General features: G+C 58.3%; 27 protein-coding genes. 12 read left to right on the top strand and 15 right to left on the bottom strand.

Features of this window, described 5'->3' with window-relative positions; genetic code table 11:
• Window positions 1-82: 82 nt before the first annotated feature.
• Window positions 83-421 (top strand): putative quinol monooxygenase, encoded by a 339-nt coding sequence (locus ACR0DT_RS12090; RefSeq protein ID WP_480710980.1) that lies wholly within the window; start codon window positions 83-85, stop codon window positions 419-421.
• Window positions 422-473: 52 nt separating this feature from the next.
• On the opposite strand, the gene ACR0DT_RS12085 is transcribed toward ACR0DT_RS12090, so the two are convergent.
• Window positions 474-1,109, bottom strand: coding sequence for a DUF1326 domain-containing protein (locus tag ACR0DT_RS12085; RefSeq protein WP_480710979.1), 636 nt, complete (start codon window positions 1,107-1,109; stop codon window positions 474-476).
• A 238-nt stretch (window positions 1,110-1,347) separates the two neighbouring features.
• Between ACR0DT_RS12085 and ACR0DT_RS12080 the strand changes: the two genes are divergently transcribed.
• The 4 genes from ACR0DT_RS12080 (at window position 1,348) to ACR0DT_RS12065 (ending at window position 3,798) form a co-directional block, all read left to right on the top strand.
• Window positions 1,348-1,620, top strand: coding sequence for a PepSY domain-containing protein (locus ACR0DT_RS12080; RefSeq protein WP_480710978.1), 273 nt, complete (start codon window positions 1,348-1,350; stop codon window positions 1,618-1,620).
• Between the two features lie 23 nt (window positions 1,621-1,643).
• Window positions 1,644-2,156 (top strand): helix-turn-helix transcriptional regulator, encoded by a 513-nt coding sequence (locus ACR0DT_RS12075; protein ID WP_480710977.1) that lies wholly within the window; start codon window positions 1,644-1,646, stop codon window positions 2,154-2,156.
• 149 nt (window positions 2,157-2,305) lie between these two features.
• On the top strand, window positions 2,306-2,995 hold the full coding sequence (locus ACR0DT_RS12070) for an outer membrane protein (protein WP_480710976.1): 690 nt from the start codon (window positions 2,306-2,308) through the stop codon (window positions 2,993-2,995).
• Between the two features lie 71 nt (window positions 2,996-3,066).
• The gene (locus ACR0DT_RS12065) at window positions 3,067-3,798 is read left to right on the top strand and encodes a glycosyltransferase family 25 protein (RefSeq protein WP_480710975.1); all 732 of its coding nucleotides are present in this window, start codon (window positions 3,067-3,069) and stop codon (window positions 3,796-3,798) included.
• 71 nt (window positions 3,799-3,869) lie between these two features.
• On the opposite strand, the gene ACR0DT_RS12060 is transcribed toward ACR0DT_RS12065, so the two are convergent.
• On the bottom strand, window positions 3,870-4,520 hold the full coding sequence (locus ACR0DT_RS12060) for a peroxiredoxin (protein ID WP_480710974.1): 651 nt from the start codon (window positions 4,518-4,520) through the stop codon (window positions 3,870-3,872).
• Between the two features lie 183 nt (window positions 4,521-4,703).
• On the opposite strand from ACR0DT_RS12060, the gene ACR0DT_RS12055 reads away from it, so the two are divergent.
• Window positions 4,704-6,143: an aldehyde dehydrogenase family protein gene (locus tag ACR0DT_RS12055; protein ID WP_480710973.1), complete on the top strand. Its 1,440-nt coding sequence runs from the start codon at window positions 4,704-4,706 to the stop codon at window positions 6,141-6,143.
• A gap of 53 nt (window positions 6,144-6,196) precedes the next feature.
• On the opposite strand, the gene ACR0DT_RS12050 is transcribed toward ACR0DT_RS12055, so the two are convergent.
• A complete protein-coding gene (locus ACR0DT_RS12050; RefSeq protein ID WP_480710972.1) occupies window positions 6,197-7,048 on the bottom strand; it encodes a methylated-DNA--[protein]-cysteine S-methyltransferase in 852 nt (283 codons plus the stop codon).
• A gap of 118 nt (window positions 7,049-7,166) precedes the next feature.
• Between ACR0DT_RS12050 and nth the strand changes: the two genes are divergently transcribed.
• The 3 genes from nth to ACR0DT_RS12035 are packed head-to-tail and all read left to right on the top strand — an operon-like array spanning window position 7,167 to window position 9,678.
• Window positions 7,167-7,811 carry an endonuclease III gene (gene nth / locus ACR0DT_RS12045; protein ID WP_480710971.1) on the top strand — a complete coding sequence of 215 codons (645 nt, stop codon included), beginning with the start codon at window positions 7,167-7,169 and terminating at the stop codon, window positions 7,809-7,811.
• Window positions 7,808-8,797: an adenosine kinase gene (locus tag ACR0DT_RS12040; protein WP_480710970.1), complete on the top strand. Its 990-nt coding sequence runs from the start codon at window positions 7,808-7,810 to the stop codon at window positions 8,795-8,797. Before nth ends, ACR0DT_RS12040 begins: the two co-directional genes overlap by 4 nt.
• Window positions 8,798-8,826: 29 nt before the next feature.
• A complete protein-coding gene (locus ACR0DT_RS12035) occupies window positions 8,827-9,678 on the top strand; it encodes a glycosyltransferase family 2 protein (protein ID WP_480710969.1) in 852 nt (283 codons plus the stop codon).
• Between the two features lie 13 nt (window positions 9,679-9,691).
• On the opposite strand, the gene ACR0DT_RS12030 is transcribed toward ACR0DT_RS12035, so the two are convergent.
• The 5 genes from ACR0DT_RS12030 to ACR0DT_RS12010 all read right to left on the bottom strand — a co-directional run bounded on the left by ACR0DT_RS12030 (window position 9,692) and on the right by ACR0DT_RS12010 (window position 13,773).
• Window positions 9,692-10,525 (bottom strand): DUF547 domain-containing protein, encoded by an 834-nt coding sequence (locus ACR0DT_RS12030; protein ID WP_480710968.1) that lies wholly within the window; start codon window positions 10,523-10,525, stop codon window positions 9,692-9,694.
• Window positions 10,522-11,895, bottom strand: a complete 1,374-nt coding sequence (locus ACR0DT_RS12025; RefSeq protein WP_480710967.1) for a radical SAM protein — start codon at window positions 11,893-11,895, stop codon at window positions 10,522-10,524. Before ACR0DT_RS12025 ends, ACR0DT_RS12030 begins: the two co-directional genes overlap by 4 nt.
• Before the next feature lie 71 nt (window positions 11,896-11,966).
• Window positions 11,967-12,677 (bottom strand): glutathione S-transferase family protein, encoded by a 711-nt coding sequence (locus tag ACR0DT_RS12020; RefSeq protein ID WP_480710966.1) that lies wholly within the window; start codon window positions 12,675-12,677, stop codon window positions 11,967-11,969.
• Between the two features lie 64 nt (window positions 12,678-12,741).
• Window positions 12,742-13,281, bottom strand: a complete 540-nt coding sequence (sigZ, locus tag ACR0DT_RS12015) for an RNA polymerase sigma factor SigZ (RefSeq protein WP_480710965.1) — start codon at window positions 13,279-13,281, stop codon at window positions 12,742-12,744.
• 6 nt (window positions 13,282-13,287) lie between these two features.
• Window positions 13,288-13,773 carry an RNA pyrophosphohydrolase gene (locus tag ACR0DT_RS12010; RefSeq protein WP_480710964.1) on the bottom strand — a complete coding sequence of 162 codons (486 nt, stop codon included), beginning with the start codon at window positions 13,771-13,773 and terminating at the stop codon, window positions 13,288-13,290.
• 137 nt (window positions 13,774-13,910) lie between these two features.
• On the opposite strand from ACR0DT_RS12010, the gene ACR0DT_RS12005 reads away from it, so the two are divergent.
• Complete coding sequence (locus ACR0DT_RS12005) at window positions 13,911-15,938, top strand: FAD-dependent oxidoreductase (RefSeq protein ID WP_480710963.1); 2,028 nt, start codon at window positions 13,911-13,913, stop codon at window positions 15,936-15,938.
• 13 nt (window positions 15,939-15,951) lie between these two features.
• Here ACR0DT_RS12005 and ACR0DT_RS12000 read toward each other — a convergent pair whose 3' ends face one another.
• A complete protein-coding gene (locus ACR0DT_RS12000) occupies window positions 15,952-16,560 on the bottom strand; it encodes a LysE family translocator (protein ID WP_480710962.1) in 609 nt (202 codons plus the stop codon).
• A 78-nt stretch (window positions 16,561-16,638) separates the two neighbouring features.
• Complete coding sequence (locus ACR0DT_RS11995) at window positions 16,639-17,079, bottom strand: DUF4399 domain-containing protein (protein WP_480710961.1); 441 nt, start codon at window positions 17,077-17,079, stop codon at window positions 16,639-16,641.
• 227 nt (window positions 17,080-17,306) lie between these two features.
• Here ACR0DT_RS11995 and ACR0DT_RS11990 point away from each other — a divergent pair, with 227 nt between their 5' ends.
• Together ACR0DT_RS11990 and ACR0DT_RS11985 are read left to right on the top strand one after the other, a co-directional pair.
• Window positions 17,307-18,218, top strand: a complete 912-nt coding sequence (locus ACR0DT_RS11990) for a LysR family transcriptional regulator (protein WP_480710960.1) — start codon at window positions 17,307-17,309, stop codon at window positions 18,216-18,218.
• Between the two features lie 24 nt (window positions 18,219-18,242).
• Window positions 18,243-19,568, top strand: coding sequence for a methyltransferase family protein (locus ACR0DT_RS11985; protein WP_480710959.1), 1,326 nt, complete (start codon window positions 18,243-18,245; stop codon window positions 19,566-19,568).
• 180 nt (window positions 19,569-19,748) lie between these two features.
• Here ACR0DT_RS11985 and ACR0DT_RS11980 read toward each other — a convergent pair whose 3' ends face one another.
• The 5 genes from ACR0DT_RS11980 to ACR0DT_RS11960 are packed head-to-tail and all read right to left on the bottom strand — an operon-like array spanning window position 19,749 to window position 23,433.
• Window positions 19,749-20,468, bottom strand: coding sequence for an SDR family NAD(P)-dependent oxidoreductase (locus ACR0DT_RS11980; protein ID WP_480710958.1), 720 nt, complete (start codon window positions 20,466-20,468; stop codon window positions 19,749-19,751).
• A 49-nt stretch (window positions 20,469-20,517) separates the two neighbouring features.
• A complete protein-coding gene (locus ACR0DT_RS11975; protein ID WP_480710957.1) occupies window positions 20,518-21,420 on the bottom strand; it encodes an OmpA family protein in 903 nt (300 codons plus the stop codon).
• Window positions 21,417-21,989 carry a peroxidase-related enzyme gene (locus tag ACR0DT_RS11970; protein ID WP_480710956.1) on the bottom strand — a complete coding sequence of 191 codons (573 nt, stop codon included), beginning with the start codon at window positions 21,987-21,989 and terminating at the stop codon, window positions 21,417-21,419. Before ACR0DT_RS11970 ends, ACR0DT_RS11975 begins: the two co-directional genes overlap by 4 nt.
• Complete coding sequence (locus tag ACR0DT_RS11965) at window positions 21,986-22,714, bottom strand: GNAT family N-acetyltransferase (RefSeq protein ID WP_480710955.1); 729 nt, start codon at window positions 22,712-22,714, stop codon at window positions 21,986-21,988. Before ACR0DT_RS11965 ends, ACR0DT_RS11970 begins: the two co-directional genes overlap by 4 nt.
• On the bottom strand, window positions 22,711-23,433 hold the full coding sequence (locus ACR0DT_RS11960) for a competence/damage-inducible protein A (RefSeq protein WP_480710954.1): 723 nt from the start codon (window positions 23,431-23,433) through the stop codon (window positions 22,711-22,713). Before ACR0DT_RS11960 ends, ACR0DT_RS11965 begins: the two co-directional genes overlap by 4 nt.
• Window positions 23,434-23,455 lie beyond the last annotated feature (22 nt).

Genomic DNA, 23,455 nt, shown 5'->3' with positions numbered 1-23,455 from the left:
CGGGGTCTTTTTTATTTGGACTGCTCTTGAAACGCCTTCGAACCAAGCCGACAGTTAAAGTGGTGTTCTGTGAGGCAATGCAATGATCCTGGAAATTCGTCACTACACGCTGAAGCCCGGTCTCCGAGAAGAGTTTATTGCGTTTTTCGAACAGCATAACCGCTCTGCTCTGCGGGATGCAGGCATGCTTGTTTTCGGACCACTGCGGGATCTTGAGGATGCCAACAAAGTACACTGGATGCGCGCTTTTCCCTCGCTGGAAGCACGAGAGCAGATAAAGAATGACTTCTACGAAGGGCCAGTCTGGCACGAGCAGATCGAGCCCATCGCAATGTCAATGATTGCCCATTACGAGGCAGAGCTGACCGAGACAACCAATGGGTTCGAGACCTTCAAAGGTGCTCGGACTCTCGACAGGTAGTGGGAGCCGTGCCGCAGTTCTTGTTTTGGACAAATGCAGCGCAGCCCGAATATCAGTGCGCTATCCCCGTTGGCCCGTGCTTCATGACATGCCATTGGCCATAACTGTCGTTCAGGTCCAGCGTGATCGCCGCATTTGCCTTTGTCGACGCGCTGCCGATCTCAGCCAGAGTGAATTCGATACCGCCAGGGATGTCGATCCGCACGCGATGCGGACCACCGCCATGTGGTGCCTGAATCGGTTCGCCGGTTGACTTCAGTACGTCCCCGATGGTGACCTGGGCCGTGCGCCCCTCCATGTCCATCTCAAAATCAATTGGCACATACAGAGTCTCGTGAACGTTATCGCACATCGTACGGAAGACGTGCCAATGGGTTGCCATTTCCTCGGTCTCTTCTCCGTGAAAGACCTTTTCCAATGCGGCGCGTTGGGCGTCCGAGGCACTTGGGTCGATGATAACCTGCATCTCGCCGCCGCCCTCAAAGATGGGGCCCGGCCAGGCATAGATCAAAGCGGCCTTTGTGCCAGTTAGATCCGTCTCGCCGAAATGTCCCTTTGTAATCTCCAGCACTTCGAACCCACGGCAATGCCCATGGGTGGGCAATTCCTCGAACTGGCAAGGGCAGGCGTACCCGCAATTGCAATTCCCAAAAGCATCCCCCTCAACATACCAATCTGTAAATGCCATCGTCATCTCCTGTTCAAAACAGTCTGATTGCCCGACGTCGCTGGTTACATGCCTGTAGATTTTCCCCCGTGGCACCCTAGCACAGATCGGCCGTTTTCAGAACCTCAGGGCGAAAATCGCCTTCGAAACGACCTAAACTTTGGTTCAATTCGCGCCGATTCAACCAAAGAACAATCGCAGCGCTCCGCGCCGGGCCCCAGTTCAACTGCATCGCCAAACGCAAAAAAGGAGATGCAAAATGGAAACTTTAAAACTGCTGACTCTGACCGGATTGATCGCAACCGCACCGGTCCTTGCCCTTGCCAATGTTGGGCTGGGCGACAAGTTGGGCACCAGCGAGGCCGACATCCGCGCCGCACTAGAGGCACAGGGATACCAGATCGAAGAAATCGAATTCGAAGACGGTGAGATCGAGGTTGAACTTGTCAAGGATGGCGTGGAAACTGAACTGGTCCTGTCTAAGACCGACGGCATTGTCACCGCCATCGAACTGGAATTGGACGACGACTGATCACGCGATTTCCAAGGGGCCACATGAAGATTTCACAAACGTCTTTGCTCTGGCTTCTTCTGGTGGTGCAGGCCCTCTGCGCCGCCTTTTTCATGACCGATGCGGCGCTGGACTGGACCGGCGGGGAAAGCGCAGGGTTCCGTCACCTGCACGCGTTTGAGCTGATTCTGGCCCTTGCCCTTGTCGGCGGCCTGATCGCCACGATTACATTGATCCGATCTCAGACCCGACGGGTGCAGGATATGGAGAGGCAACTGGGTGTGGCACAGGGGGCCTTTGCCCAGATCATCGAAAGCCAGTTCGCTGAGTGGCAACTCAGCGGCGCCGAGCGTGACGTTGCCCTGCTTTCGATCAAGGGTCTGTCCATCGCGGAAATCGCCGAACTGCGGCAGACTAAAGAAGGCACGATCAAGGCGCAAAGCGCGGCAGTCTATCGCAAGGCAGGGGTTTCGGGTCGTCTGCAACTGCTCAGTTTCTTCGTCGATGAACTGCTGTCGGAACCGCTTATCACAGACTCCTCAGACCCAGCGGCCTGAAACGCGGCAAAAGTGCGGTCGCGGCGTCGGATCTATTCACTCACACCTCCCAAAAAACCTGTGAAACGAAGTGAAGGCCCAGCGCCTTTCTTTCCAACCTGCATAGCCCACATCGGTGTCATACAAACACCGGAACAAAGGACATGGTTATGTTTACGCGCCTTATTCTTGCCTCGGCGGCCCTGACGGTCAGCGCATCGGCGCTGGCTGCACAGAGCTTGGCGGATGGCCTTTATATTCAGGGTTTCGCTGGCTACAGCCAATTGCAGGACACCGACTTCGGAGGCACGGTCAACGGTTCGTCGCAATCTGTGGATACCGATTTTGACTCGGGCTATGGGCTGGGCATCGCCGTCGGCAAAGAAATTCCACAATGGTCGAATGATCGGATCGGCACCCGGATCGAGCTGGAACTGTCCTACCGCGACAATGACGTGGATGGCGTCAACTTCTCGGGCAACGGGCCGGGGAACGAGGGCAATACGTCGGGCGATATCACACAGACCTCACTGTTTGGCAACGTGTTGTTCGATATCAAACAAAGCGGCGCTTTCACCCCTTATGTGGGTCTGGGTCTGGGCGTCACCTATTCCGATATCGACATCTCATACGGTCCTGGCGTACGGCTGGACGACAGCGAGACGAACTTCGCAGCCCAAGTCATCGCAGGCGTGGCTTATGAGGTCAACGAAACCACCGCATTGACCCTCGACACCCGCTACTCTCGCGCCTTCGACGTTTCAACCAACCGGGTGGCACCAAATGGGGCCTCCACCGGTTCGGTCGAAGACGATATCGACACGTTCAGCGTCAATGTTGGTTTGCGCTACGGGTTTTGAGTGCGTACGGGGGCAGAGTTTCTATCCGGTTCCTCTTCCCCCGCATGGTCCCGTGTTCTATGCACGGGATCATGCGATCCTTTATCATCCATATGTCCTCTAGCACGGCCCGGCGACCCAATGCCGACAAGCTGTGCGCCGACCTACCGAATGCCGAACTGTTCGAGGCCGTGAATGGCCGTGATCCTGACCAGATCGCCGATGTTCAACTTCATCCCGGCAATCTGCACCGTCCGCATTACCCCTTTCCCCTGCGCCCGGCCGAGATCGGAGTGTTCGAAAGCCATCGCCGCATCTGGCACAAACTGGTCGACGAAGAGATCGATCTGGCCATCATCACCGAAGATGACCTGCGTATCGATCCCACCCGCATGGCCGAGACGCTCGAGGTTCTGGCACCGATCGCCACGCCGGACCACTATATCCGCATCCCTGTAAAACAGCGCGAGGTCCCGGTTCAAACCCTGACGGAACAGAATGGTTTGCGGCTGATCCTGCCCAAGGTTATCGGGTTGCAATGTGTCTGTCAGATGGTGGGAAGACATGCGGCAAAACGATTGCTTGCCGCAACCGAACAGATTGACCGCCCGGTAGATACGTTCATGCAAATGCACTGGCTGACCGGCCAACCTATCCACGCCCTGCTCGGCAGCGGCAATCAGGAAGTGGCGCGCGAAATCGGAGGGTCGACCATCCAGACCAAACCGCCACTGTCGGATAAACTGACCCGCGAGTTCAAACGCGCGGCTTATCGGGCAAAGCTGCACCTGCACCCGCAGCGCCCGCCTGCTTCATCTGGCTGAAAATAGCCTCAGGGGAGTTGCGCCCCCAAGGCGCGATGGGGGGCAGACAGCCCCCCGAGCCCGGCCGCGTCTTACGACGGCGCCTTGGTCTTGCGTAGATAAGGGAAGATCGTCTCGAACTCGCCGAACTTTTCTTTCGCTTCATCGTTGGACACGGCGGGCGGAATGATCACGTCTTCACCCGGCACCCAGTTGGCAGGCGTCGCAACGCCCTTGGCCGACATCTGCAACCCGTCCAGCGCGCGCAGAATCTCAGCAAAGTTGCGGCCCACAGTCATCGGATAGGTCATCGACAGTTTCAGCTGCTTGTCCGGCCCGATGATAAAGACCGAGCGCACCGTGGCGCTGTCTGCAGGCGTGCGACCGTCGGGCAGATACGCTTCGGCCGGCAGCATGTCGAAGGCCTTGGATACGGCCAGACCGTCATCGGCGATGATCGGGAAACCAGGGTTGGCGTTGCCATAGGCCTCGATGTCTTTCTTCCACTTCTTGTGGTCTTCGACACCATCGACCGAAACACCCAGAACCTTGGTATTGCGGGCCTCCCATTCGTCATTCAACTGAGCCACGGCCGAAAACTCGGTGGTGCAAACAGGGGTGAAATCCTTGGGATGCGAGAACAGGATGGCCCAGCTGTCGCCGATCCAGTCATGGAATTGAATGGTGCCCTGATCCGTTTCTGCAGTGAAGTTCGGAACCGTATCGTTGATGCGCAAACCCATGGTGAATCTCCTTTTCTGTGAAAAACCCGAGTCGGTTGCCGTAAACCTAAACACTTTGCGCGATTGTTAAACCATATTTGGCCGTCAAATAATTTGATCAAATTTTTACTTGCCGTGCCCCTGTCCCGGTGACAGAGTGGCCGCGAAACCCAGCTTTGGGCTGCTGGCACAGGAGGATGCGCCATGATCGAAAAACGCGATTTCTATATCAACGGTCAGTGGGTCGCCCCCTTGGCGGCCAATGACTTTCCCGTGATCAACCCCTCGACCGAGGAACCTTGTGCAGTAATCTCGCTGGGGGCGCAGGCCGATACGGATGCCGCCGTCGCTGCAGCTAAAGCTGCTCTGCCCGGCTGGATGGCCACGCCGGTTGCGGAACGGATCGCGTTGGTGGAGAAACTCGTTGAGGTTTATCAGACCCGCTCGGAAGATCTGGCGCAGGCCATGTCGCTGGAAATGGGCGCGCCACTGGATATGTCGCGCAGTTCGCAGGCGGGTGCGGGGGTGTATCACCTCAAGAACTTCATCCGCGCCGCAAAGGATTTCCAATTCGAGCGCCCGCTGGGCGATCATGCCCCCAACGACCGTATCATTCACGAGGCCGTCGGCGTAGCAGCCCTGATTACACCGTGGAACTGGCCAATGAACCAGATCACGCTCAAGGTCGGTGCGGCGGCAATTGCAGGCTGCACCATGGTGTTGAAACCCTCCGAACAGAGCCCGCTGAACGCGATGATCTTTGCCGAGATGATGGACGCCGCAGGCTTCCCGCCCGGCGTGTTCAATCTGGTAAATGGGGATGGCGTGGGCGTCGGCTCGCAACTCTCAGCACATCCGGATGTGGATATGGTCAGCTTTACCGGATCGACCCGCGCCGGAACCGCGATCTCCAAAGCTGCGGCTGAAACGCTGAAAAAAGTGCATCTGGAGTTGGGTGGCAAGGGTGCGAATGTGATCTTTGCAGATGCCGATGAAAAGGCCGTCAAGCGCGGTGTTCTGCACATGATGAACAACACCGGCCAAAGCTGTAACGCCCCTAGCCGCATGCTGGTACAACGCCCGATCTATGATCAGGCGGTGGAGATAGCGGCAGAGGCGGCCAACAAGGTCACCGTTGGTCCGGCGCTTGAGGAAGGTCGCCATATCGGCCCTGTGGTGAACGAGGTCCAGTGGACCAAGATTCAGGACCTGATCCAACAAGGCATTGACGAGGGTGCGCGTCTAGTTGCTGGGGGAACCGGACGGCCCGAGGGTCTGAACAAGGGCTACTATGTTCGTCCCACCGTCTTTGCCGATGCCAACAACCAGATGACCATCGCGCGTGAAGAAATCTTTGGCCCGGTTCTGACCATGATGCCCTTTGACACCGAAGAAGAGGCCGTCGAGATCGCCAATGACACACCTTATGGCCTGACCAACTATGTCCAGACACAGGACACCGCGCGAGCCAATCGCATGGCTCGGGTGCTGCGGTCGGGCATGGTTGAGATGAATGGCCAGTCACGCAGTGCAGGATCGCCTTTCGGAGGGATGAAGCAATCCGGGAACGGGCGCGAAGGCGGAGTTTGGGGTTTGGAGGATTTTCTGGAAGTCAAATCCGTCGGCGGCTGGGCTGCCGAGTAACCAGATTTGGATTAGTCCAATTGTGAGGCACCTTACGGTGCCTCGCTCTGTTTTCAGGCATCCGCCTGCGCGGCCTCATAGGCCAACATGGCGCGTTTGACCGGCAGACCCCAATGGTAACCTCCCAAACCGCCGGATTTTCGAAGTGCGCGGTGACAGGGAATCAGCCAGCTGACCGGATTACGCCCCACTGCCGTCCCAACCGCACGCACGGCTTGTGGTGACCCTACCCGCTGCGCGATCTCGGAATAGGTGGTGACCTGACCCGAGGGGATGTGCATCAGCGCCTCCCACACCTTGATCTGCAAGGGTGAACCGATCAGGTATATGGGCGTCGGCTCCAGCCTGTCGCTGACCGATCCAAACGCGCTCAGTACCCAGGGGCGCAGGCGCATCGGGTCCTCGACAAAGTCCGCCTGCGGCCAGCGCGACAACATATCCTCCATCGCGTCTTCTTCACCGGTCTCGGCGCCGAAGGCCATGCCGCAGATCCCCTTGTCGGTGCCCATCACCAGCGCGGGACCAAAGGGACTTTCGAACCAGCCCCAATAGATCGTCAACCCAGCCCCCTTGCGGGCGTATTCACCGGGACTCATCGATTCCCATTTCAGGAACAGATCATGCAGGCGGCCAGAGCCGGACAGCCCGACATTATGGGCAGTTTCCAATGTCGTGAACCGTTCGCGTAGCAGTGCCTTGGCATGGCCCAGCGTCAGATATTGCTGATAGCGTTTCGGTGACACGCCAGTCCAACGTGAGAACAGGCGCTGGAAATGCGCTGGGCTCATGTCCATTTGGCGGGCCAGCTCATCCAGGCTGAGGGGTTCTCCACCCTGATCAATCAGCTCGATCGCGCGCCGCATGACGTTGTAGTGATAGCCGCTTTCGGGGGTCTGGACGTTCATGTCTTTCACCTCATTGTCTTTGATAAACCATAGCGCGCAGGTCACGCCCAAGCGACCCGGAACTTGCGCAATGGCTTTGGGCTTGTGTCACGGCCCTGCGGGCGGCATTAAGGCTCGGATGGCAAAGCAACTCGATTATCACACGATCCGCAAGATCTTTACACGTTTCCATGACGCAGACCCCGAACCCAAGGGCGAGTTGGAGCATGTGAACGTATACACTCTGGTCGTTGCCGTTGCGCTGTCGGCACAGGCGACCGATGCGGGCGTAAATAAAGCCACGCGTGCACTGTTCAAGGTCGCGGACACACCGAAAAAGATGCTGGATTTGGGCGAAGAAGGTCTGATCGAACATATCAAGACCATCGGCCTGTTCCGCCAAAAGGCCAAAAACGTCATCAAGCTTAGCCGAATTCTGGTCGAAGATTACGGTGGCGAGGTGCCTAATTCCCGCGCCGCGCTGCAATCGCTGCCGGGCGTCGGGCGCAAGACGGCAAATGTGGTGCTGAACATGTGGTGGCGCTATCCGGCGCAGGCCGTGGACACCCATATCTTTCGTGTCGGCAATCGCAGCGGCATCTGTCCGGGTAAAAACGTGGATGCTGTCGAGCGTGCCATCGAGGACAACATCCCGACTGATTTCCAGCTGCATGCGCATCACTGGCTGATCCTGCATGGCCGCTATCACTGTAAGGCGCGCAAACCGCAATGCGGCACCTGTATCATCCGCGATCTCTGCGAATTTGAGGACAAGAACCTATGAAAACCTACCAGCTTGTTGGCATCGGCAACGCCGTTGTGGACGTGATCTCTCAGGCCGATGACAGTTTCCTGGAACTGATGGGCATCGAAAAGGGCATCATGCAGCTAATCGAGCAGGAACGCGGCGAGGTGCTTTATGCCTCGATGGAAGGTCGGGTGCAGACGCCGGGCGGGTCGGTCGCCAATACGATTGCCGGGGCTGGGACACTTGGGTTGGATGCCGCATTTATCGGGCGGGTGCATGATGACGCACTGGGCCGTTTCTATGCGGACGCAATGAACGAAGACGGCGTGGATTTCGTGAACCCGCCAGTACCGGGTGGCGAACTGCCGACATCACGCTCGATGATCTTTGTCTCGCCCGATGGCGAGCGGTCGATGAACACCTATCTGGGGATTTCGTCCGAGCTGTCCTCGGCGGACGTCTCTGCTGACGTGGCCGGCAACAGCCAGCTTATGTTTCTAGAGGGGTATCTGTTCGACAAGGAAAAGGGCAAGGCCGCGTTTCTTGAGGCTGCTCGGACCTGCCACAAAGGCGGCGGCAAAGCGGGTATCGCCATATCCGACCCGTTCTGCGTCGAACGTCACCGGGTCGACTTCCTGCTGCTGATCGAGAACGAACTTGACTTTGTCATCGGCAACGAGGCCGAGATCAAGTCGCTGTTTGAAACTGACGATCTGGAAGAGGCACTGGCGAAAACCGCCGCGATCTGCCCGCTGGTCGTGTGTACGCGGTCGGGCGACGGCGTGACGGTTCTGCATGACGGTCAGCGCATCGACGTGCCAGTGGAAAAGGTAGTTCCGGTAGACGCAACCGGCGCGGGCGACCAGTTTGCCGCCGGGTTCCTGTATGGCATGGCCACCGGTCGCGATTATGAAACCTGCGCCCGCATCGGCAATGTCTGCGCCCGCGAGGTGATCAGCCATATCGGCCCGCGCCCCGAGGCCAACATGCAAGAACTGCTGCGCACCGAAGGCCTGCTGTAATAGAGCCAGAGCCAGACAAAGGGCATCGCATGAAAATAGCTGCACTAACGATGGTTTATCGCGACTACGAAATGCTGACGCGTTGGTGTGACTATTACGGAGACATGCTGGGTCGCGAAAATTTGTATATTGTCTCTCACGGCGCGGATCCTAAGCACCGTGAGATTGCCAAAGGGTGTAATTGCATCACCGTTCCAAGAGAACCGGTCGAGGAATTCGACCAGTGGCGGTTTGAAATGTTACACCACTTTGTCCAGTTCCTGTCCAGTTCTTATGACTGGGTCATTCGCACAGATTCGGATGAATTTATTGTCGCGGATCGCGCTTTTGGAACTGTACCCGAAATCTTGCAACGCCAGGAAGTTCCGTTCGCCTTCGCCCTTGGGCTTGAAATTTTCCAACACGAAGACGAAGCGGAATTGACGCCAGAGCCGATCACCACGCAACGGCGCTTTGGCTTGGTCCTGTCCAGGTATTCCAAGGCTTTTGCAGTCAGGAATGGTGCACGGTTGCAAAACCATGGGGTTCACCTGAACCCTCAAGATCCTTCTTTCCGCACTGTGAATATGCCCGAAGGGCTGTATCTGTTGCATATGCGGATGTGTTCAAAGGCAGTGCATAAAGCCCATCGTGACCGGAAGAGAACGATGAAGAACGCGCCGCGCTCGTGGAAGAAGGTGGACAAGTGGGAACGGATCATTTTCGACCAAATTGCTTTGGGACTGGTCGAAGATAGTGACGCTCATCTGCGCCATGTCTGGGGCATACAAAGCACACGACGCAAACCGGCCTGGTTTCGACGCGGTATCATCGTGCCGGTTGCATTGAATGAGATGAACCGCGTTGTGGAACTTCCGCAGGGCATAATTGGTCAGGTGTGATCGGAAGATCGCGCTAGGAACCGACGGCGTCGTTCAGTCCCCAATCGTATTTATACGCCCAGACTCGCTGTGTTTGCTGTAATTTTGACCGAAGATCGGGATCGGCAACCGTGCGGATATAGGCCAGTACGGCCTGTTCATCCGGCCCGAAATCTTCGCGGAACCAGATGTAGATTTTCGACAGGATCAATCCCCCGCGATCATTGATCCGCACGCCGCGTGGGTCGTTGACATAGGCGCGCTCGGCAGCGGCGAAGTCCCGTTCCAACGTTTCGGCCCGCCAGGCGCGATCCATCAGGTTGGGACAGCCCACAGCCGCGCAGTTCAACGCATAATGGATGCGGGGCTCATCGAAGGTGGGCCGGATGATGCGATGCTCGATATCGTTCAAGGACAGCGGCTGTCCCGCCACTTGCACCAGAGGTCGGTTCCAGGGGCCGATCGATAACGGTCCGTCCTTGATATCGCGGATCGAGGCGACGGGATAATTCTCAAGCACCGCATCCACCGTCACGGCATTGTAAAGATTGATCCAATAGGCCAGCTGCTGATCGCGGGTCAGCTTCATTGGATCGACAGCTTGCAGGACGATCAGATAGCTATCCAGCCGCGCCCGGTCTGCTTGGGTCACCTGCCCATAGGCCACTCGATTCACACCCTGCACATCTGGGGCCACATAGCGGGACAGGAAGGCGGTCCAATCTCCGTGATCAACCCGTTGACCGGGGGGTGGCGCATAGCTGGTCAGGGTCTGCCTAGGCAAAGCCTCGGGTGCGGGCAGCGCCAGACGTTCGACACTGGCACAAGCGGCCAGTAAGGGCAGCAGCAAGATCAACAGATATCTCATGACGCGTCCTTCTGAGTCTGGCGCAGAGCCCGTAGCTGACCTTTGAGCCGTTTCAACGGGGCCAGTGAGGGGTCGCCAATCTCGGGCAAATCCGGGCCACTGGACAGGCGCGGCACGGCGGCGTTCCACCAGCTTGGGCCAGTGGGGCCGTCGATCTGGTCTGGACTGGACAGGTGAATATCGCGTTGCGCATTGTGCGCGCACATCGACAGCGGACCATTCGCCGTCGCCACCATGAACACACATGAGGCGCAGCGATCCTCTTCCAGCGCATCCGCCGCCATGAAGTTATGAATGAATACCGCCTGCCGCCGCACCTGACCGCGCAGCAGGCCCGGTCCCAATCGCGCCACACTATGCGCCAGATGACCCAGCACGCGCAGAGCCAACAGTGGGTGCTGCCGGATCATGCGCCACAGTTTGAGGCGAATGCGGATATGCGCGTCCTGTTTGTCGTCCACCCCTTCCAGCGCGGCGATTACCCTCTGCACCAGCCGCTGGTTGGACAGCAACGAGACAGCGCGCCCTCCGGCGGTGACCACACTGGCATAACGGTTGCATTTTGAATGCCCAACAGCCGCAGTACCGAAATGCAGCGACGTGCCATAGCCCGCCTCAACCGCGCGCGCCACGCTGTCTTGCGTGATCGCATCGGGGCGGGCGCGCAGGACACCACGCCCGGTATCTGCCTGCATCTGAAACGAAACAAAAGCTACCTCGGGGCGGTCGCGCAGAAACCCGGCCAATGCCGGGAGTTCGTCAAAATTGCCGCCGAATACGGTGGTATTGAACAGGATGCGCAGCCCCAGCCCGCGCGCGCGACGGATATAGGCACGACGCACGGTGTTCAGTTCGACCTCGGTGCTGAACCCTTTGCGTTCCTGGGTGAGATCCACGTGAAAGGCAACGTCGTCTAATCCCGCCGCTGCCAGCCGTGTCAAAAACGCCCGGCTGGCGCGGATACCGTTGGTCATTAGACAGGAGCGCATGCCCAGACGCCGAACCTCGCGGCACAGGGCCTCAAGATCCTCGACCTTGCGCAGGGTCGGATCGCCGCCCGTTAGCTGGACCGAGACTCCGGTCCCATAATGGCTGCGGATTGCGGCGAGCCGCGCAAACAGAACCGAAAGCGGCGGGTCATAGGTCATCTCGGCCCGGTCCGAGAGGTAACATAGCGTACAATCCAGATTGCAGCGCTGGGTGACCTCAAGCGCGACGCAAGCAATAGGATAGAACCGCCCCGCCGTCTGACCCGCACCATATTCACCGCACCCTTGCAAACCGGCGCGCAGCGGGGCGCGACGGTCAGTACCGGTGAACTTACGTCCGGCAGGTGCAATAATGGGCTGAGAATGCGCGGTATCTTTCATACGCACCAAGCTAGAGAGGGCACGGACATGCGGCCACGCCCCCTCACGCCAACGTGCGGGCCGGTGAACGATCAGCCGCAGCAGCCACCGGATTGTTTCACTTCGGCCGCCCACGGAGCCTCGTTCACATTCGCACCCCGACCCAGCCAAGTGCGTTCGGCCAGATAGAAATCGGTAAACCGGACGAGGAAGTCCTCGGACACGGATTTCTGCGGGATGCCCGTAGCCAACAAAGCCTGCTGCCACGCTTTCACCTTGGGATAGTCGGCCAGCATATCGTGTCCGCTGTGATCGGCCACAATCGCGGCACGGTGCAACAGAGGCAGCCATGCCATATCCACATTGCCCAGCGCTTCCCCTGCAAAGAACGGACCATCGCCCAGTTGCTGTTCCGCCTTGGCAAACGCGGCGTTCATTTTAGTCACACGTTCGCCAAACACCGTACTGTCCGCACTTTGCATGGCGCTGCACTGAACCAGATAGTGCTTGCTAGCCTGATAGCTCCAGGCGCGGTTTAGGGCGCGCTGTTCAGGCGCCAGATCAGGTTGCAAAGGGGCGGCGACCTCATCAAGGTATTCGGCGATTGCGTCCGACTCGAACAGCGGCGTACCACCTTCGGTCACCAGCACCGGCACTTGGCCGGTTGGCGACAGCTCAAGAAACCACTCAGGCTTGTCGCTGAGTTTGATGAAGTCGATTTGATAGGGCACCTGCTTGGCCTCAAGCAACGCGGTGACGCGTTGAACGAAGGGGCAGATTGTAAAGCTGATGATACGGATCATTGGTCTTTCCTTTTGGTTGCTTCACCTGTCAGACGAAGCCCGCACCAAAAAGACGACGATCAGATCAACATTTTTTGCAATTAGCGGATTTTTCCTGCACGTCCGAAATGTTTCCCCGCACATCCATCGAGATATTACAGCAGTCCTCGAACGCCTTGCGCAGCTCGGCCCGGCCTTTCTGAACGCGAGACTTGAGCGTTGAATAAGACAGGCCCTGCGCCTGCGCATAGTCGCGTTGAGACATTCCATTGATGTCGATGGCCATCAGCATATCCGCGGTCTCGGTGGGCAGGCCCCGAATGAAAGGTTCCACGCATTCTTCAAGATCCTGACGGGTTTCGGGGTCATCGCGATGGTACCACAGATCATCCGGATGCGCCTGCGCCCGGCCCGATTTGCGATAGTGGTCAATGATGGTGCGATCCGCTGTCTGGAACAGCCACGGCTGCAGCTTGGCCGGGTCTTTCAGATTAGGCAGACCAGTGAAGACCTTGACCGAAATCTCTTGTAGCAGGTCTTCGACATCCGCCGCGTTGGACACACGCGAATGCAAAAACGCCTTTAGGCGGGCGCGATATTTGGGCCATATGTCTTCGATCTGCATGCTGGTTTATGACAGGTAATCGGCGAATGCGTCCACCACCTGCTCGTAGACCGCGCGCTTGAAGGGCACGATCTCTACGATCAGTTTGTCGGGGTCCTGCCATTTCCAGCGGGTGAATTCCGGGTGGTCGGTTGCGATATTGATCTGATCGTCGTTGCCGGCGAAGCGCAGCAGGAACCATTTCTGTTCTTGCCCGCGATAACGGCCTTTCCAGATATTGGGCACGATCTCATGCGGCAGATCATAGGGCAGCCAGCCATCGGTCTCGGCCACAACCTCGACCAGATCAGCGGTCACGCCAGTTTCTTCCCACAACTCGCGCAAGGCGGCATCGCGGGGGTCTTCGCCCTTGTCCACCCCACCCTGAGGCATCTGCCACGCATCCTTGTGGCGGTCATTGCGTTGGCCGACGAAAATCTTGCCCTCGGCATTCATCAGCATCAGCCCGACGCAGGGGCGATAGGGCAGTTTGGCGATTTCTTCCGGGGTCATGCGCGGCCTCATGGGGTTGTTCAGGCAACCTCTAACAAGCGCCGCAGGGTCCGCAAAGGGGGTGACGTTAGGTTTCGCGTGACAAAGTTTACGCGCGCGTCAATTTAGAGTGCAAATTCGTGAGGGAGAGTTTCGCCATGACTGCGTACCCAAACATGCTGGCCCCGCTGGATCTGGGCTTTACCACGCTGAAGAACCGCGTGTTGATGGGTTCGATGCATACGGGGCTTGAGGAAACCGGCGACTGGAACCGTGTGGCCGAGTTTTATGCCGACCGGGCGCGAGGTGGCGTGGCGCTGATGGTCACAGGCGGCATTGGCCCGAATCTCGAAGGCTCGGTTCTGCCCGGTGCGTCGATGATGACCAACGACAAAGAAGTGGCGAACCATTCCATTGTGGCGCAGCGCGTGCACGAAGCCGGTGGCAAGATCGCTATGCAGATCCTGCATGCGGGCCGTTATGCCTATGGTCCGAAATGTGTGGCACCCAGCCCGGTGAAGTCTCCGATCTCACCCTTCCCGCCACATGAGCTGGACGAAGAAGGCATCGAGAAACAAATCAGCGATATCGTCAACGCGGCCCGGTTGGCACAGAAGGCGGGTTATGACGGGGTCGAGATCATGGGCTCCGAAGGGTATTTCCTGAACCAGTTCCTTGTGACCCATACCAATAAGCGCACGGATCGTTGGGGCGGGTCGTACGAGAACCGGATGCGCCTGCCTATCGAGGTCGTACGCCGCACGCGCGAGGCGGTGGGAACGGACTTCATCATCATCTACCGCCTGTCGATGATTGATCTGATTCCCAATGGCTCGACCCATGATGAGGTGGTGGAACTGGCACAACGGATCGAACAGGCCGGTGCGACGATCATTAACACTGGCATCGGCTGGCACGAGGCGCGGATTCCGACGATAGCGACCAGTGTTCCCCGCGCCGCCTTTGCGTGGGTGACCAAAAAGCTGATGGGTAAGGTGGGCATCCCTGTGATCACCTCGAACCGGATCAATACGCCGGAAGTGGCCGAAGAGGTGTTGTCCACAGGCTGCGCCGATATGGTCTCCCTGGCCCGCCCGATGCTGGCGGATGCGGATTTCGTGAAAAAGGCGATAGCCGGGGATGCGGCCAAGATCGCGCCATGCATCGCCTGCAATCAGGCCTGCCTGGATCATACGTTCAGCGGCAAGCTGACCTCTTGTCTGGTCAACCCGCGTGCCTGCCATGAGACCGAGTTGGAGATTGCCAAGACCGAGACACCAAAGACCGTCGCCATCGTGGGCGCAGGTCCGGCTGGCCTGTCCACCGCCATGACCGCCGCCCAGCGCGGCCATGACGTCACCCTTTTCGACCGCGCCAGCGAGATCGGAGGTCAGCTGAACATGGCCAAGCAGGTGCCGGGCAAGGAAGAGTTCTGGGGTCTGGTCGACTGGTACCGCACGATGATGACTGATCTGGGTGTGAAGGTAGAGTTGAACCGCGAAGTGACCGCCGATGATCTAAGCGGCTTTGACGAGGTCGTCATCGCAACCGGCGTCTCTCCGCGCGATCCGCAGATACCGGGGCAGGATCGGGACAACGTCCTTAGCTATGTCGATGTGCTGCGTGACAAGGCAGAGGTCGGTACATCTGTTGCCGTCATCGGCGCGGGTGGCATCGGATTTGACGTGTCCGAATTCCTGATCGAAGACGGCCACAGCCCTACCACCGACCTGCCAGTCTGGATGAAGGAATGGGGTGTGACGGACCCAGAACAGCATCGCTCGGGCTTGGCCCCTGAAGGTCCGCAGCCCGAAGCACCCAAGCGACAGGTCACCCTGTTGCAACGCAAGAAACAAGCACACGGCAAGGGGCTGGGCAAGACCACCGGCTGGATTCACCGCACGACAATGAAAATGAAAGACGTCAATTTCGTGGGTGGCGTGAATTATGAACGCATCGACGATGACGGTCTGCATGTCAGCTTTGGCGAAGAGCGCTCCGATCCAACAGTCATAGCAGCGGATGCGATTGTTTTGTGTTCCGGTCAGGTGTCCGAGCGCAGCCTAGCCGACGCACTGATTGATCGCGGCATCACCCCGCATGTGATCGGTGGCGCGGATGTGGCGGCGGAACTGGACGCCAAGCGGGCGATCAATCAAGGCACGCGACTTGCAGCTGGTCTCTGAGCTCTTACGCAGATTATTCGGAAAGCGCGAGCTTGACGCCCAACGCACCAAACGCGGTTGAGAAACACCGCTTGATCCAGGCCATGACGGATGGTCTGTGAATAACATAATCCCGCGCCAGCGCCGCGCAGGCCCCGTAGCCCACAAAGACCACAAAGGTCAGTGCCATGAAGGCAAGTGCGAGCTTGATCAGTTCCAGCCCTGCGCTCGCCGTACCTGCTGGTAAAAACTGCGGCAGGAAGGCCAGAAAGAACAAGGACAGTTTGGGGTTCAGTACATTGATCAACGTTCCGGTCACCGCGATTTTGACGTGGCTTACCGAGGATTTCTCGGCATTGACCTCCAACGCGCCGCCATCTTTGAGAATCCCCCAAGCCATATAAAACAGATAGAGGACACCCAGATACTTGATGAGCTGAAACGCCAGCGCGCTGGTATGCAAAAGCGCGGCAAGCCCGATGATACTGGCAAGCGCTGCCGGAACGATTCCAATTGTACATCCAACCGCTGCTGCAAGGCTGGCGCGAAAACCGCGCCCTAGACCAACGGCCAGCGTGTATATCACACCGGTCCCTGGCAATAGCACTACTATTAAGGATGTCAGAAAAAACTCAAGCGACATGCCGCCTCCAACTTGTTCCGAGGCAGAGTTTCCGACAATCAAAATAATGTAAACCGTTTTCGCAGGCAGTTCTGGTGACTACTCCACCGTGATCGTTATCACCTCGGACACAATCGGCGTCGCGTGCGGCACGTGGCCCGCATCGCCAAGCACAAGCTGCAGCGTATGTTCACCGGGGGCAAGGTCTAGCGTCACTTCTGTCTGGCCGCCGCCGAAATGCAGATGATTGTCATCCGAGGGCAGACCATAGGCCAGCTCATCCGCGCCGTCTTCACCCTCACCCAAGGGTGGACGGTCAATCAGCAGATGGTGGTGGCCGGTGTTTTCCTTCTCGGTCCCGGCAGGAGCCACACCCATACCGCTCAGGCCAAAGACCACCGTCACCGGAGACTGGACGGTATCTCCGTCCGCCAGATTGGCGAAATAGACCTTCGCGTCGGGGTTGGATGGCGTTTCACCTCCCGCCAGCGCAAGGGTCGCGGACAGGCACAGGGCAACAAGGGCGAAAAGGAACTTCATGATCTCCTCCGTGGTCACAAATTTGCCATTCTCATCTTAGCATACTCACGCCAAAGCCCCTAAACCCCTTCTCTTTTTGGGGCGTGGCTGCTTTGGAAACCATTGTTTCCGCGTTTCCCATCTGCAAACGATCCGAATTAAATCCCTGATATTATCCCATGTCTGCCCAGTTTCCGCCCAGATTGGCCGCCACAGTCAGGCAGAGACAAAACACCCGGGGAACGAGAATGGATCGACTGACCGAAATGGAAGCTTTTGCCAATGTGGTGGACCAGGGTGGCTTCACCGATGCGGCAAAGAAAATGGGTATCTCCAAATCGGCCGTGTCAAAGCACGTATCAAGCCTTGAGGCACGGTTGGGCGCACGATTGTTGAACCGCACCACACGCCGGGTATCCCCGACCGAGATCGGGCTGGCCTATTACGACCGTGCGCGCCGCGTGCTGAATGATGCGGGCGAGGCGGATGCGTTGGTCACCTCGATGCAATCGGCACCGTCTGGTCTGCTGCGAATCAGCGTGGCGACGGATTTCGGGGTGAATCATCTGTCACCAGTGCTGTCGGATTTCCTGGCAGCCTATCCGGATATCACCGTGAACATGGTTCTGAACAACCGTTACGTGGAACTGATTTCCGAAGGATTCGACGTCGCCGTGCGCATTGGCGAGCTTGAGGACAGCACCCTGCGTGCACGAAAGTTGACCGAAACCGTGAAACGAATGGTCGCCGCGCCCAGCTATATCGAAAAATTCGGACGTCCGCAGAAAATCGACGATCTGAACGAACACAAGCTGCTGCATTATTCCAGCCAATCCTCCGGCAATGTCTGGAGGCTGACCGCACCATCCGGCGAAAAGAGACAGGTCCGCACCGCCGGCTGGCTTAGCGTGAATGATGGTCAGTCACTGCTGAATGCGGCCATCTCGGGGTTGGGAATCGCGTATCTGCCCAGCTACCTGTATGCCGAAGCGCTGAAATCCGGCGCGGTTCTGGATGCGATGCCGTCGCTGCCCGACGAAGTACAAGGCATCTATGCCGTCTACCCGCCCGGTCGCTTCACCCAGCCCAAGGTGCGCGCCTTCATTGATTTCCTGGTTGATTCCTTTGCGGAAAAGGGCCGCATGGATTGGGTAGATTAACGCAATGCGCAAGAGGCCTGCTGAATGAATACAGCTATTCAGACCCAAGACAACGCCGGGCAGACTGATGACACCACAAGTTCGGCGTCATCACCGGGGGCGAAAACGCTCCCGATTTCTGCCGTTAGCGAAACCACCGGCCTGATAGGCGTGTTTGGTCTGCTTGCAGCAACGTTGGCAGCTATGTATTTCGACACGCCGTTGCTGCAATCCATTCAGCTTTTGCTGGCCGGGGCTGCGCTGCCGATGATTGCCGCGTCGGTCCTGCTCGACAAAGCCCATTTGCGCGCGTCTACTGGGCTGGACTACGGACTGACAAGACACACATCGGATGTCGTTTCGATCACGGTGACCAAGACTCTGGGCCTGGGGGTGACCTTTCTAGTCATCGCCTTGGCCTACCAGATCATTCCGACTTACGACACGTCCAAATACGGGCTTGTTCGCGCGCTGACCTTGTACTGGTTTCCTTTAATATGGATCGTTTCCCCAGCCTATATTGCCTTTACGACCCGCCACATGGTCGAACCGCGCGATGAGCTTTGGCATGTTGGCAAACTGGTTACCCTACAGCTATCAGTCGTCGATCCCCAAAAGATCAAGGATCACTGCCGCGCATGGTTGGTCAAAGGCTTTTTCCTGGCCTTCATGATCACCATCCTGCCGCAGATTGTCAGCTCCGTCACCAACGCCGATCTGGAAAGCTTTTTTGCCGATCCGGTGTTGTTTATCCTGTTACTGATCCAGGTTTCCTTTCTTGTGGATGTGTGCATCGGAACCATTGGCTATGTCTGCGCCTTCCGAGTTCTGGATACGCATATCAGAACCGCGAATCCGTATCTGTCTGCCTGGGTCGCGGCGCTGGCATGTTATCCGCCCTTCGCGTTGATGACCCCTGGCGGCCCGCTGGACTATCGCACGGGCACGCAATCATGGACGGATTGGCTGTCGGATCAGCCTATGCTTTTGATTGTTTGGGGCAGCGCGATTCTGGTGCTTTCCATCATTTATGCCTGGGCGACCGTAGCTTTCGGACTTCGGTTTTCAAACCTGACCCATCGCGGGATCATCACAACCGGGCCGTATCGCTATTCCAAGCATCCTGCCTATCTGTCCAAGAATATCATGTGGTGGATGGCTACTATGCCGTTTCTTTCTGCCGTCGGGCCAGCGGCGGCTATTCAAAGCTGCATTTTGCTGTTGGGGGTAAACGCAATGTACTACGCGCGCGCCAAAACGGAAGAAAAGCACCTTATGGCAGACAAAGATTATCGGGCCTATGCGAATTGGATCGCAGAGAACGGCCTGATTGCACGTCTACGAAAACATGATCGTGATCAGATGTCCTGAGAACCGGAATTCGCCAACTTTTTGAGAAGCAGGTCGAAGAAAAAACACAGATCGTCTTTGTTTCGTCGACAAATCGTCTCTTTTACCTGGGATAGTACAAGGAACAGGAGATATCTCCCCCGGTGAACCTCGACGGCCCGCGCAATAGTGCGGGTCTTTTTTTGTTTAGTTGCCTGTTCGTCAGAACTGTTCGACCCAGGGGCGCAGGGTCAGTTCATTGCTCCAGGTGGATCGGTCCTGATGTACCAAATGCATGTATTCGCGGGCGATGGCGTCGGGGTCCAGCATACTGTCGGGGTTATCGGCGGCTTCGACCCGCTCGGGCCGGGACGCATTCCGGATGCCACCGTCAATATTGACCCAGGCCACGTGGATACCCTTGGGGTGCAGCTCACGCGCCATGGATTGCGCCAGACCGCGTTGCGCAAACTTGCCCATGGCAAAAGGCGCGGACAGCGGAAAGCCTTTGACCCCGGCCGAGGCACCAGTGAACAGAATCGTGCCGCGCCGACCATTGCGCATCGGCTGATCCAACATGCGGCGGGTGGCTGCTTGACCCAGCAGAAACGCCCCGTGCGCCGTGACCTCAACCGCCTTGCGCACGGTTTCGGGGTCCAACTCGGTGATCGGACCACGTTGCCGGGCCGACGGGTTGTAGCAGGCCACACGCAATTCACCAGGCATATCGGCAACCAGGGCCGCCACGCCCATGGCATCCGTGCCGTCCAATTGATGCAGCACAGCGCCCGTTTCGACGGCCAGCGGTTTCAGTTTCGTGATATCGCGCGCAGTCAGATGCAGCGCGTAGCCTTCCCGTGCTAACGCCCGCGCGAACGAGGCCGACAGGCCCGCCCCTGCGCCGATAATCAATGCCTGAGGGGTTGGCGTCTGGTCAGCCATGGCGTGCTCCTTTACTCTCGGCCCTTCTCACTGACCTATGTCGGCGTGATCAATTGACCAGCAAAACCGCCTCGACCCGGCGATTCAGGTCGCGGCCTTTGGGGGTGGCGTTCGACGTCAGCGGTGCCAGATAGCCGATTCCCCGCGCCTCAAGCCGGTCAGCGGCGACCCCATGCGTCTCGATCAAACGGGTCCGCACCGCCTGCGCCCGGCCCGTACTAACCGAGATATTGGCGTCCAGCGCGCCAGTATCATCTGTATGACCCACAAGCGCCAAACGCGTACCCGGATTGTCGGTCAGATAACCGGCGATCAAGTTCAGCGATGTATAGGGCCCATCGCCCAGTGTGATCTCTCCGGTGCGAAAATGCAGGTCGTCCAGGATCACATGCCCGTTCTGGGCCAATTCGGTCAACAGGCCACCTGATGCGTTGACCGTTTCTTCAATCACCAGCGGCGGCGGAGTTTCGGCGTCAACGGGGGTAGCACGGATCATTTGCACATATCCGCTTGGCGGGTTGCGGCTGACCAGCAGGCTCAGTACGTCGTCTCCGCGCGTGGCGGCCAAAAAGCGATAGTCCTGAATGGACACATACATGTCGGGGGTTGGCACCACCTCGGTTCCGAACCGGAAATCGAACCCGCCACAGGTCCGGGCCTCGCATTCGAACAGCACCTCATAGCCCTGCGCGATAACCTGTTCACGTAAAGGTGCCAGCAATTGCAGCGTCGTACTGGAACCCGATTGTACGCGCCATGTGATCCGCTCGACTCGCCCTTCGACGTGACGCACGGGTAGGCTGTCATCGGCGAAGGGTCCGGTAGGCAGATCATAGCTGTCCAATGGGCTGATACGTTCGCTGAGCTGGCGCGCGCCAGAGGGCAATGTCAATTCCTGCGCCGCAAGCGGTCCGGCCAGCAATAAAAAGATCAGAAAGGCAATTCGGGTCATCGGGCCTGCGCGTGATATTCGTCGTTGGGGGCCATGGCCGTTGCGCTAGCAACCCGGTTCGACATGTTGAAAAAGCCGGTGACATTGGCGAGGTCCCAGATATCCCGGTCACTCAGCCCTACATCCCGCAAGCGTTGGCGATCGGGTTCTTCGATTTCGGCGCTTGCGGTGGTCATCTTGGCTGCGAAATCCAGCATCGCACGCTGGCGCGGGTCCAAGGGGGCCACATGGTAGTTCATCATCAGCATCTCACCCAGTTGCGGATCGCCCGACAACTGCCGCACCGCCGCGCCATGAGCCACAAGGCAGTAAAAGCACTTGTTGATCGCCGACACCACCACGGCGATCATTTCCCGTTCCAGCTTGGTCAAACCGCTGTCGCCCAGCATCAGGTCGTTATACGTGGCCGTAAACGCGTTCAGCTTGTCGATATCAAATGCATAGGCCCGCAGCACATTCGGTACAAAGCCCAGCTTTTCCACACAGATATCAAAGTATTTCTGCGTCTCGGGCGGCAGCGGGTCCACCATCGGCAAGTCCAGCGCGGTGGGCAATTTCTGGTCGGTCACGTCGGGCTCTCTCCTTGGGCAAGCTGACGGTAGTGGTATTCGCCGACAATCTCCATCCCAAGTGCGTGATAAAGCCCATTGGCCGCTGTATTCGCCTTGGTGCAGATCACGCTGAGCGTTTCTGCCTCATTCTCGTGCGCCCAAAAGGCCGCCGCACGCATCGCCCAGACGCCCAGCCCATGACGGCGATGCTGGGGCAGAACCTCAAGCGCGTGCACCATCGCAACGCCATCCTGTATCGCGACAAAAACGGTACCGGCGGGCTGATCGTCGCGGCGCAGCAGCAGCCCGGTTTTCGGGCCCTTCGTCCGCTCCATCACCGCGACCCGCGCCGGACCAATTCCCCCCTGCGCCCAAATCTCGCGCATGATCGCCAGGGGTTCCGGCGTGGGAAAGACCATCACACGCGGGATCGGCGTATCGGTCAGATGACCTGTAGGGCAGGCATAGATATTGACCGGGTCCAGAATCTCGTACCCGCGCGCGGCAAGTTGCGCATCCAGAGCCTCGTCCCCCGGGCGCAGACAAAACAGACGCTTTTGCCCAATCGCCTGCATTGCAGCCTCGGCGGCCTTGATATCAGCCTCGGTCACCGGACCCAGCGCGCTGGCCGCAGACACTCGTGATCCACCACCCTGCCCCTGGCGCAGCTGAAACGGCCCCAACCGTTCATAGCGCGCAGCGGGCCAGGTGCCGTCGACGATGTCGGGCCAGTTGACGTTCACAGCTCAAGCTCTTTCGCCAACCGGGTGACGGCGGCGTCGATGCGCGCCCCGTCGGTACCACGCACAACCACGTTTGACCCAAACACGCCGTTGACCTGGTACGGGTAGCTGCCGATAGACAGATCCGAAAAATCTTCGGCCAACGCGGACAGAGGACCCGCAATATCGCCTTCACCGCGCTCCACGCGCAGGGTCTGCGACAACAACGGGCTGCCGCCGGTCAGGCCGGGCAACACGCTGGCAACCATCGCCTGAAACACCGAGGGCACCCCGGCCATCACATGCACGTTCTGAATGGTGAACCCGGGCGCGGTCGAAACCGGATTGTCGATCAGTTCCGCCCCGTCCGGAATGCGGGCCATGCGCAGGCGGGCCTCGTTCAACTCCTGACCGGATTTGTCATAGCGCGCCTGCAACAGCGCGCGGGCATCCTCGCGCACATCGATGGGAGTGTCGAAGGCTCGGGCTATGCAATCGGCTGTGATATCGTCATGGGTCGGCCCGATACCGCCACTGGTAAACACATTGTCATGGGCCTGTGACAACGCCTTGACCGCCGTTTCAATCGCAGAGGCATCGTCGCTGACAATGCGCACTTCTTTCAGGTCGATGCCATGTTTGGTCAGTTCACCTGCGAGATAATGCATATTCGCGTCGCGGGTACGGCCTGAAAGGATCTCATCCCCGATCACCAGCATTGCAGCGGTTGGATTGGCCATGGCGCGTGCCCCCCTCTTGATC

Source organism: Ruegeria sp. BI11, from assembly GCF_056538005.1.
The sequence above is the reverse complement of the archived record's forward strand: the minus strand, read 5'-3'. Positions and strand labels throughout refer to the sequence as shown.

Excerpts from the sequence above, each read along its gene's own strand:
- ACR0DT_RS12090 (WP_480710980.1), top strand. The coding sequence starts at position 83 with ATGATCCTGGAAATTCGTCACTACACGCTGAAGCCCGGTCTCCGAGAA.
- ACR0DT_RS12085 (WP_480710979.1), bottom strand. The coding sequence starts at position 1,109 with ATGGCATTTACAGATTGGTATGTTGAGGGGGATGCTTTTGGGAATTGC.
- ACR0DT_RS12080 (WP_480710978.1), top strand. The coding sequence starts at position 1,348 with ATGGAAACTTTAAAACTGCTGACTCTGACCGGATTGATCGCAACCGCA.
- ACR0DT_RS12075 (WP_480710977.1), top strand. The coding sequence starts at position 1,644 with ATGAAGATTTCACAAACGTCTTTGCTCTGGCTTCTTCTGGTGGTGCAG.
- ACR0DT_RS12070 (WP_480710976.1), top strand. The coding sequence starts at position 2,306 with ATGTTTACGCGCCTTATTCTTGCCTCGGCGGCCCTGACGGTCAGCGCA.
- ACR0DT_RS12065 (WP_480710975.1), top strand. The coding sequence starts at position 3,067 with ATGCGATCCTTTATCATCCATATGTCCTCTAGCACGGCCCGGCGACCC.
- ACR0DT_RS12060 (WP_480710974.1), bottom strand. The coding sequence starts at position 4,520 with ATGGGTTTGCGCATCAACGATACGGTTCCGAACTTCACTGCAGAAACG.
- ACR0DT_RS12055 (WP_480710973.1), top strand. The coding sequence starts at position 4,704 with ATGATCGAAAAACGCGATTTCTATATCAACGGTCAGTGGGTCGCCCCC.
- ACR0DT_RS12050 (WP_480710972.1), bottom strand. The coding sequence starts at position 7,048 with ATGAACGTCCAGACCCCCGAAAGCGGCTATCACTACAACGTCATGCGG.
- nth (WP_480710971.1), top strand. The coding sequence starts at position 7,167 with ATGGCAAAGCAACTCGATTATCACACGATCCGCAAGATCTTTACACGT.
- ACR0DT_RS12040 (WP_480710970.1), top strand. The coding sequence starts at position 7,808 with ATGAAAACCTACCAGCTTGTTGGCATCGGCAACGCCGTTGTGGACGTG.
- ACR0DT_RS12035 (WP_480710969.1), top strand. The coding sequence starts at position 8,827 with ATGAAAATAGCTGCACTAACGATGGTTTATCGCGACTACGAAATGCTG.
- ACR0DT_RS12030 (WP_480710968.1), bottom strand. The coding sequence starts at position 10,525 with ATGAGATATCTGTTGATCTTGCTGCTGCCCTTACTGGCCGCTTGTGCC.
- ACR0DT_RS12025 (WP_480710967.1), bottom strand. The coding sequence starts at position 11,895 with ATGAAAGATACCGCGCATTCTCAGCCCATTATTGCACCTGCCGGACGT.
- ACR0DT_RS12020 (WP_480710966.1), bottom strand. The coding sequence starts at position 12,677 with ATGATCCGTATCATCAGCTTTACAATCTGCCCCTTCGTTCAACGCGTC.
- sigZ (WP_480710965.1), bottom strand. The coding sequence starts at position 13,281 with ATGCAGATCGAAGACATATGGCCCAAATATCGCGCCCGCCTAAAGGCG.
- ACR0DT_RS12010 (WP_480710964.1), bottom strand. The coding sequence starts at position 13,773 with ATGACCCCGGAAGAAATCGCCAAACTGCCCTATCGCCCCTGCGTCGGG.
- ACR0DT_RS12005 (WP_480710963.1), top strand. The coding sequence starts at position 13,911 with ATGACTGCGTACCCAAACATGCTGGCCCCGCTGGATCTGGGCTTTACC.
- ACR0DT_RS12000 (WP_480710962.1), bottom strand. The coding sequence starts at position 16,560 with ATGTCGCTTGAGTTTTTTCTGACATCCTTAATAGTAGTGCTATTGCCA.
- ACR0DT_RS11995 (WP_480710961.1), bottom strand. The coding sequence starts at position 17,079 with ATGAAGTTCCTTTTCGCCCTTGTTGCCCTGTGCCTGTCCGCGACCCTT.
- ACR0DT_RS11990 (WP_480710960.1), top strand. The coding sequence starts at position 17,307 with ATGGATCGACTGACCGAAATGGAAGCTTTTGCCAATGTGGTGGACCAG.
- ACR0DT_RS11985 (WP_480710959.1), top strand. The coding sequence starts at position 18,243 with ATGAATACAGCTATTCAGACCCAAGACAACGCCGGGCAGACTGATGAC.
- ACR0DT_RS11980 (WP_480710958.1), bottom strand. The coding sequence starts at position 20,468 with ATGGCTGACCAGACGCCAACCCCTCAGGCATTGATTATCGGCGCAGGG.
- ACR0DT_RS11975 (WP_480710957.1), bottom strand. The coding sequence starts at position 21,420 with ATGACCCGAATTGCCTTTCTGATCTTTTTATTGCTGGCCGGACCGCTT.
- ACR0DT_RS11960 (WP_480710954.1), bottom strand. The coding sequence starts at position 23,433 with ATGGCCAATCCAACCGCTGCAATGCTGGTGATCGGGGATGAGATCCTT.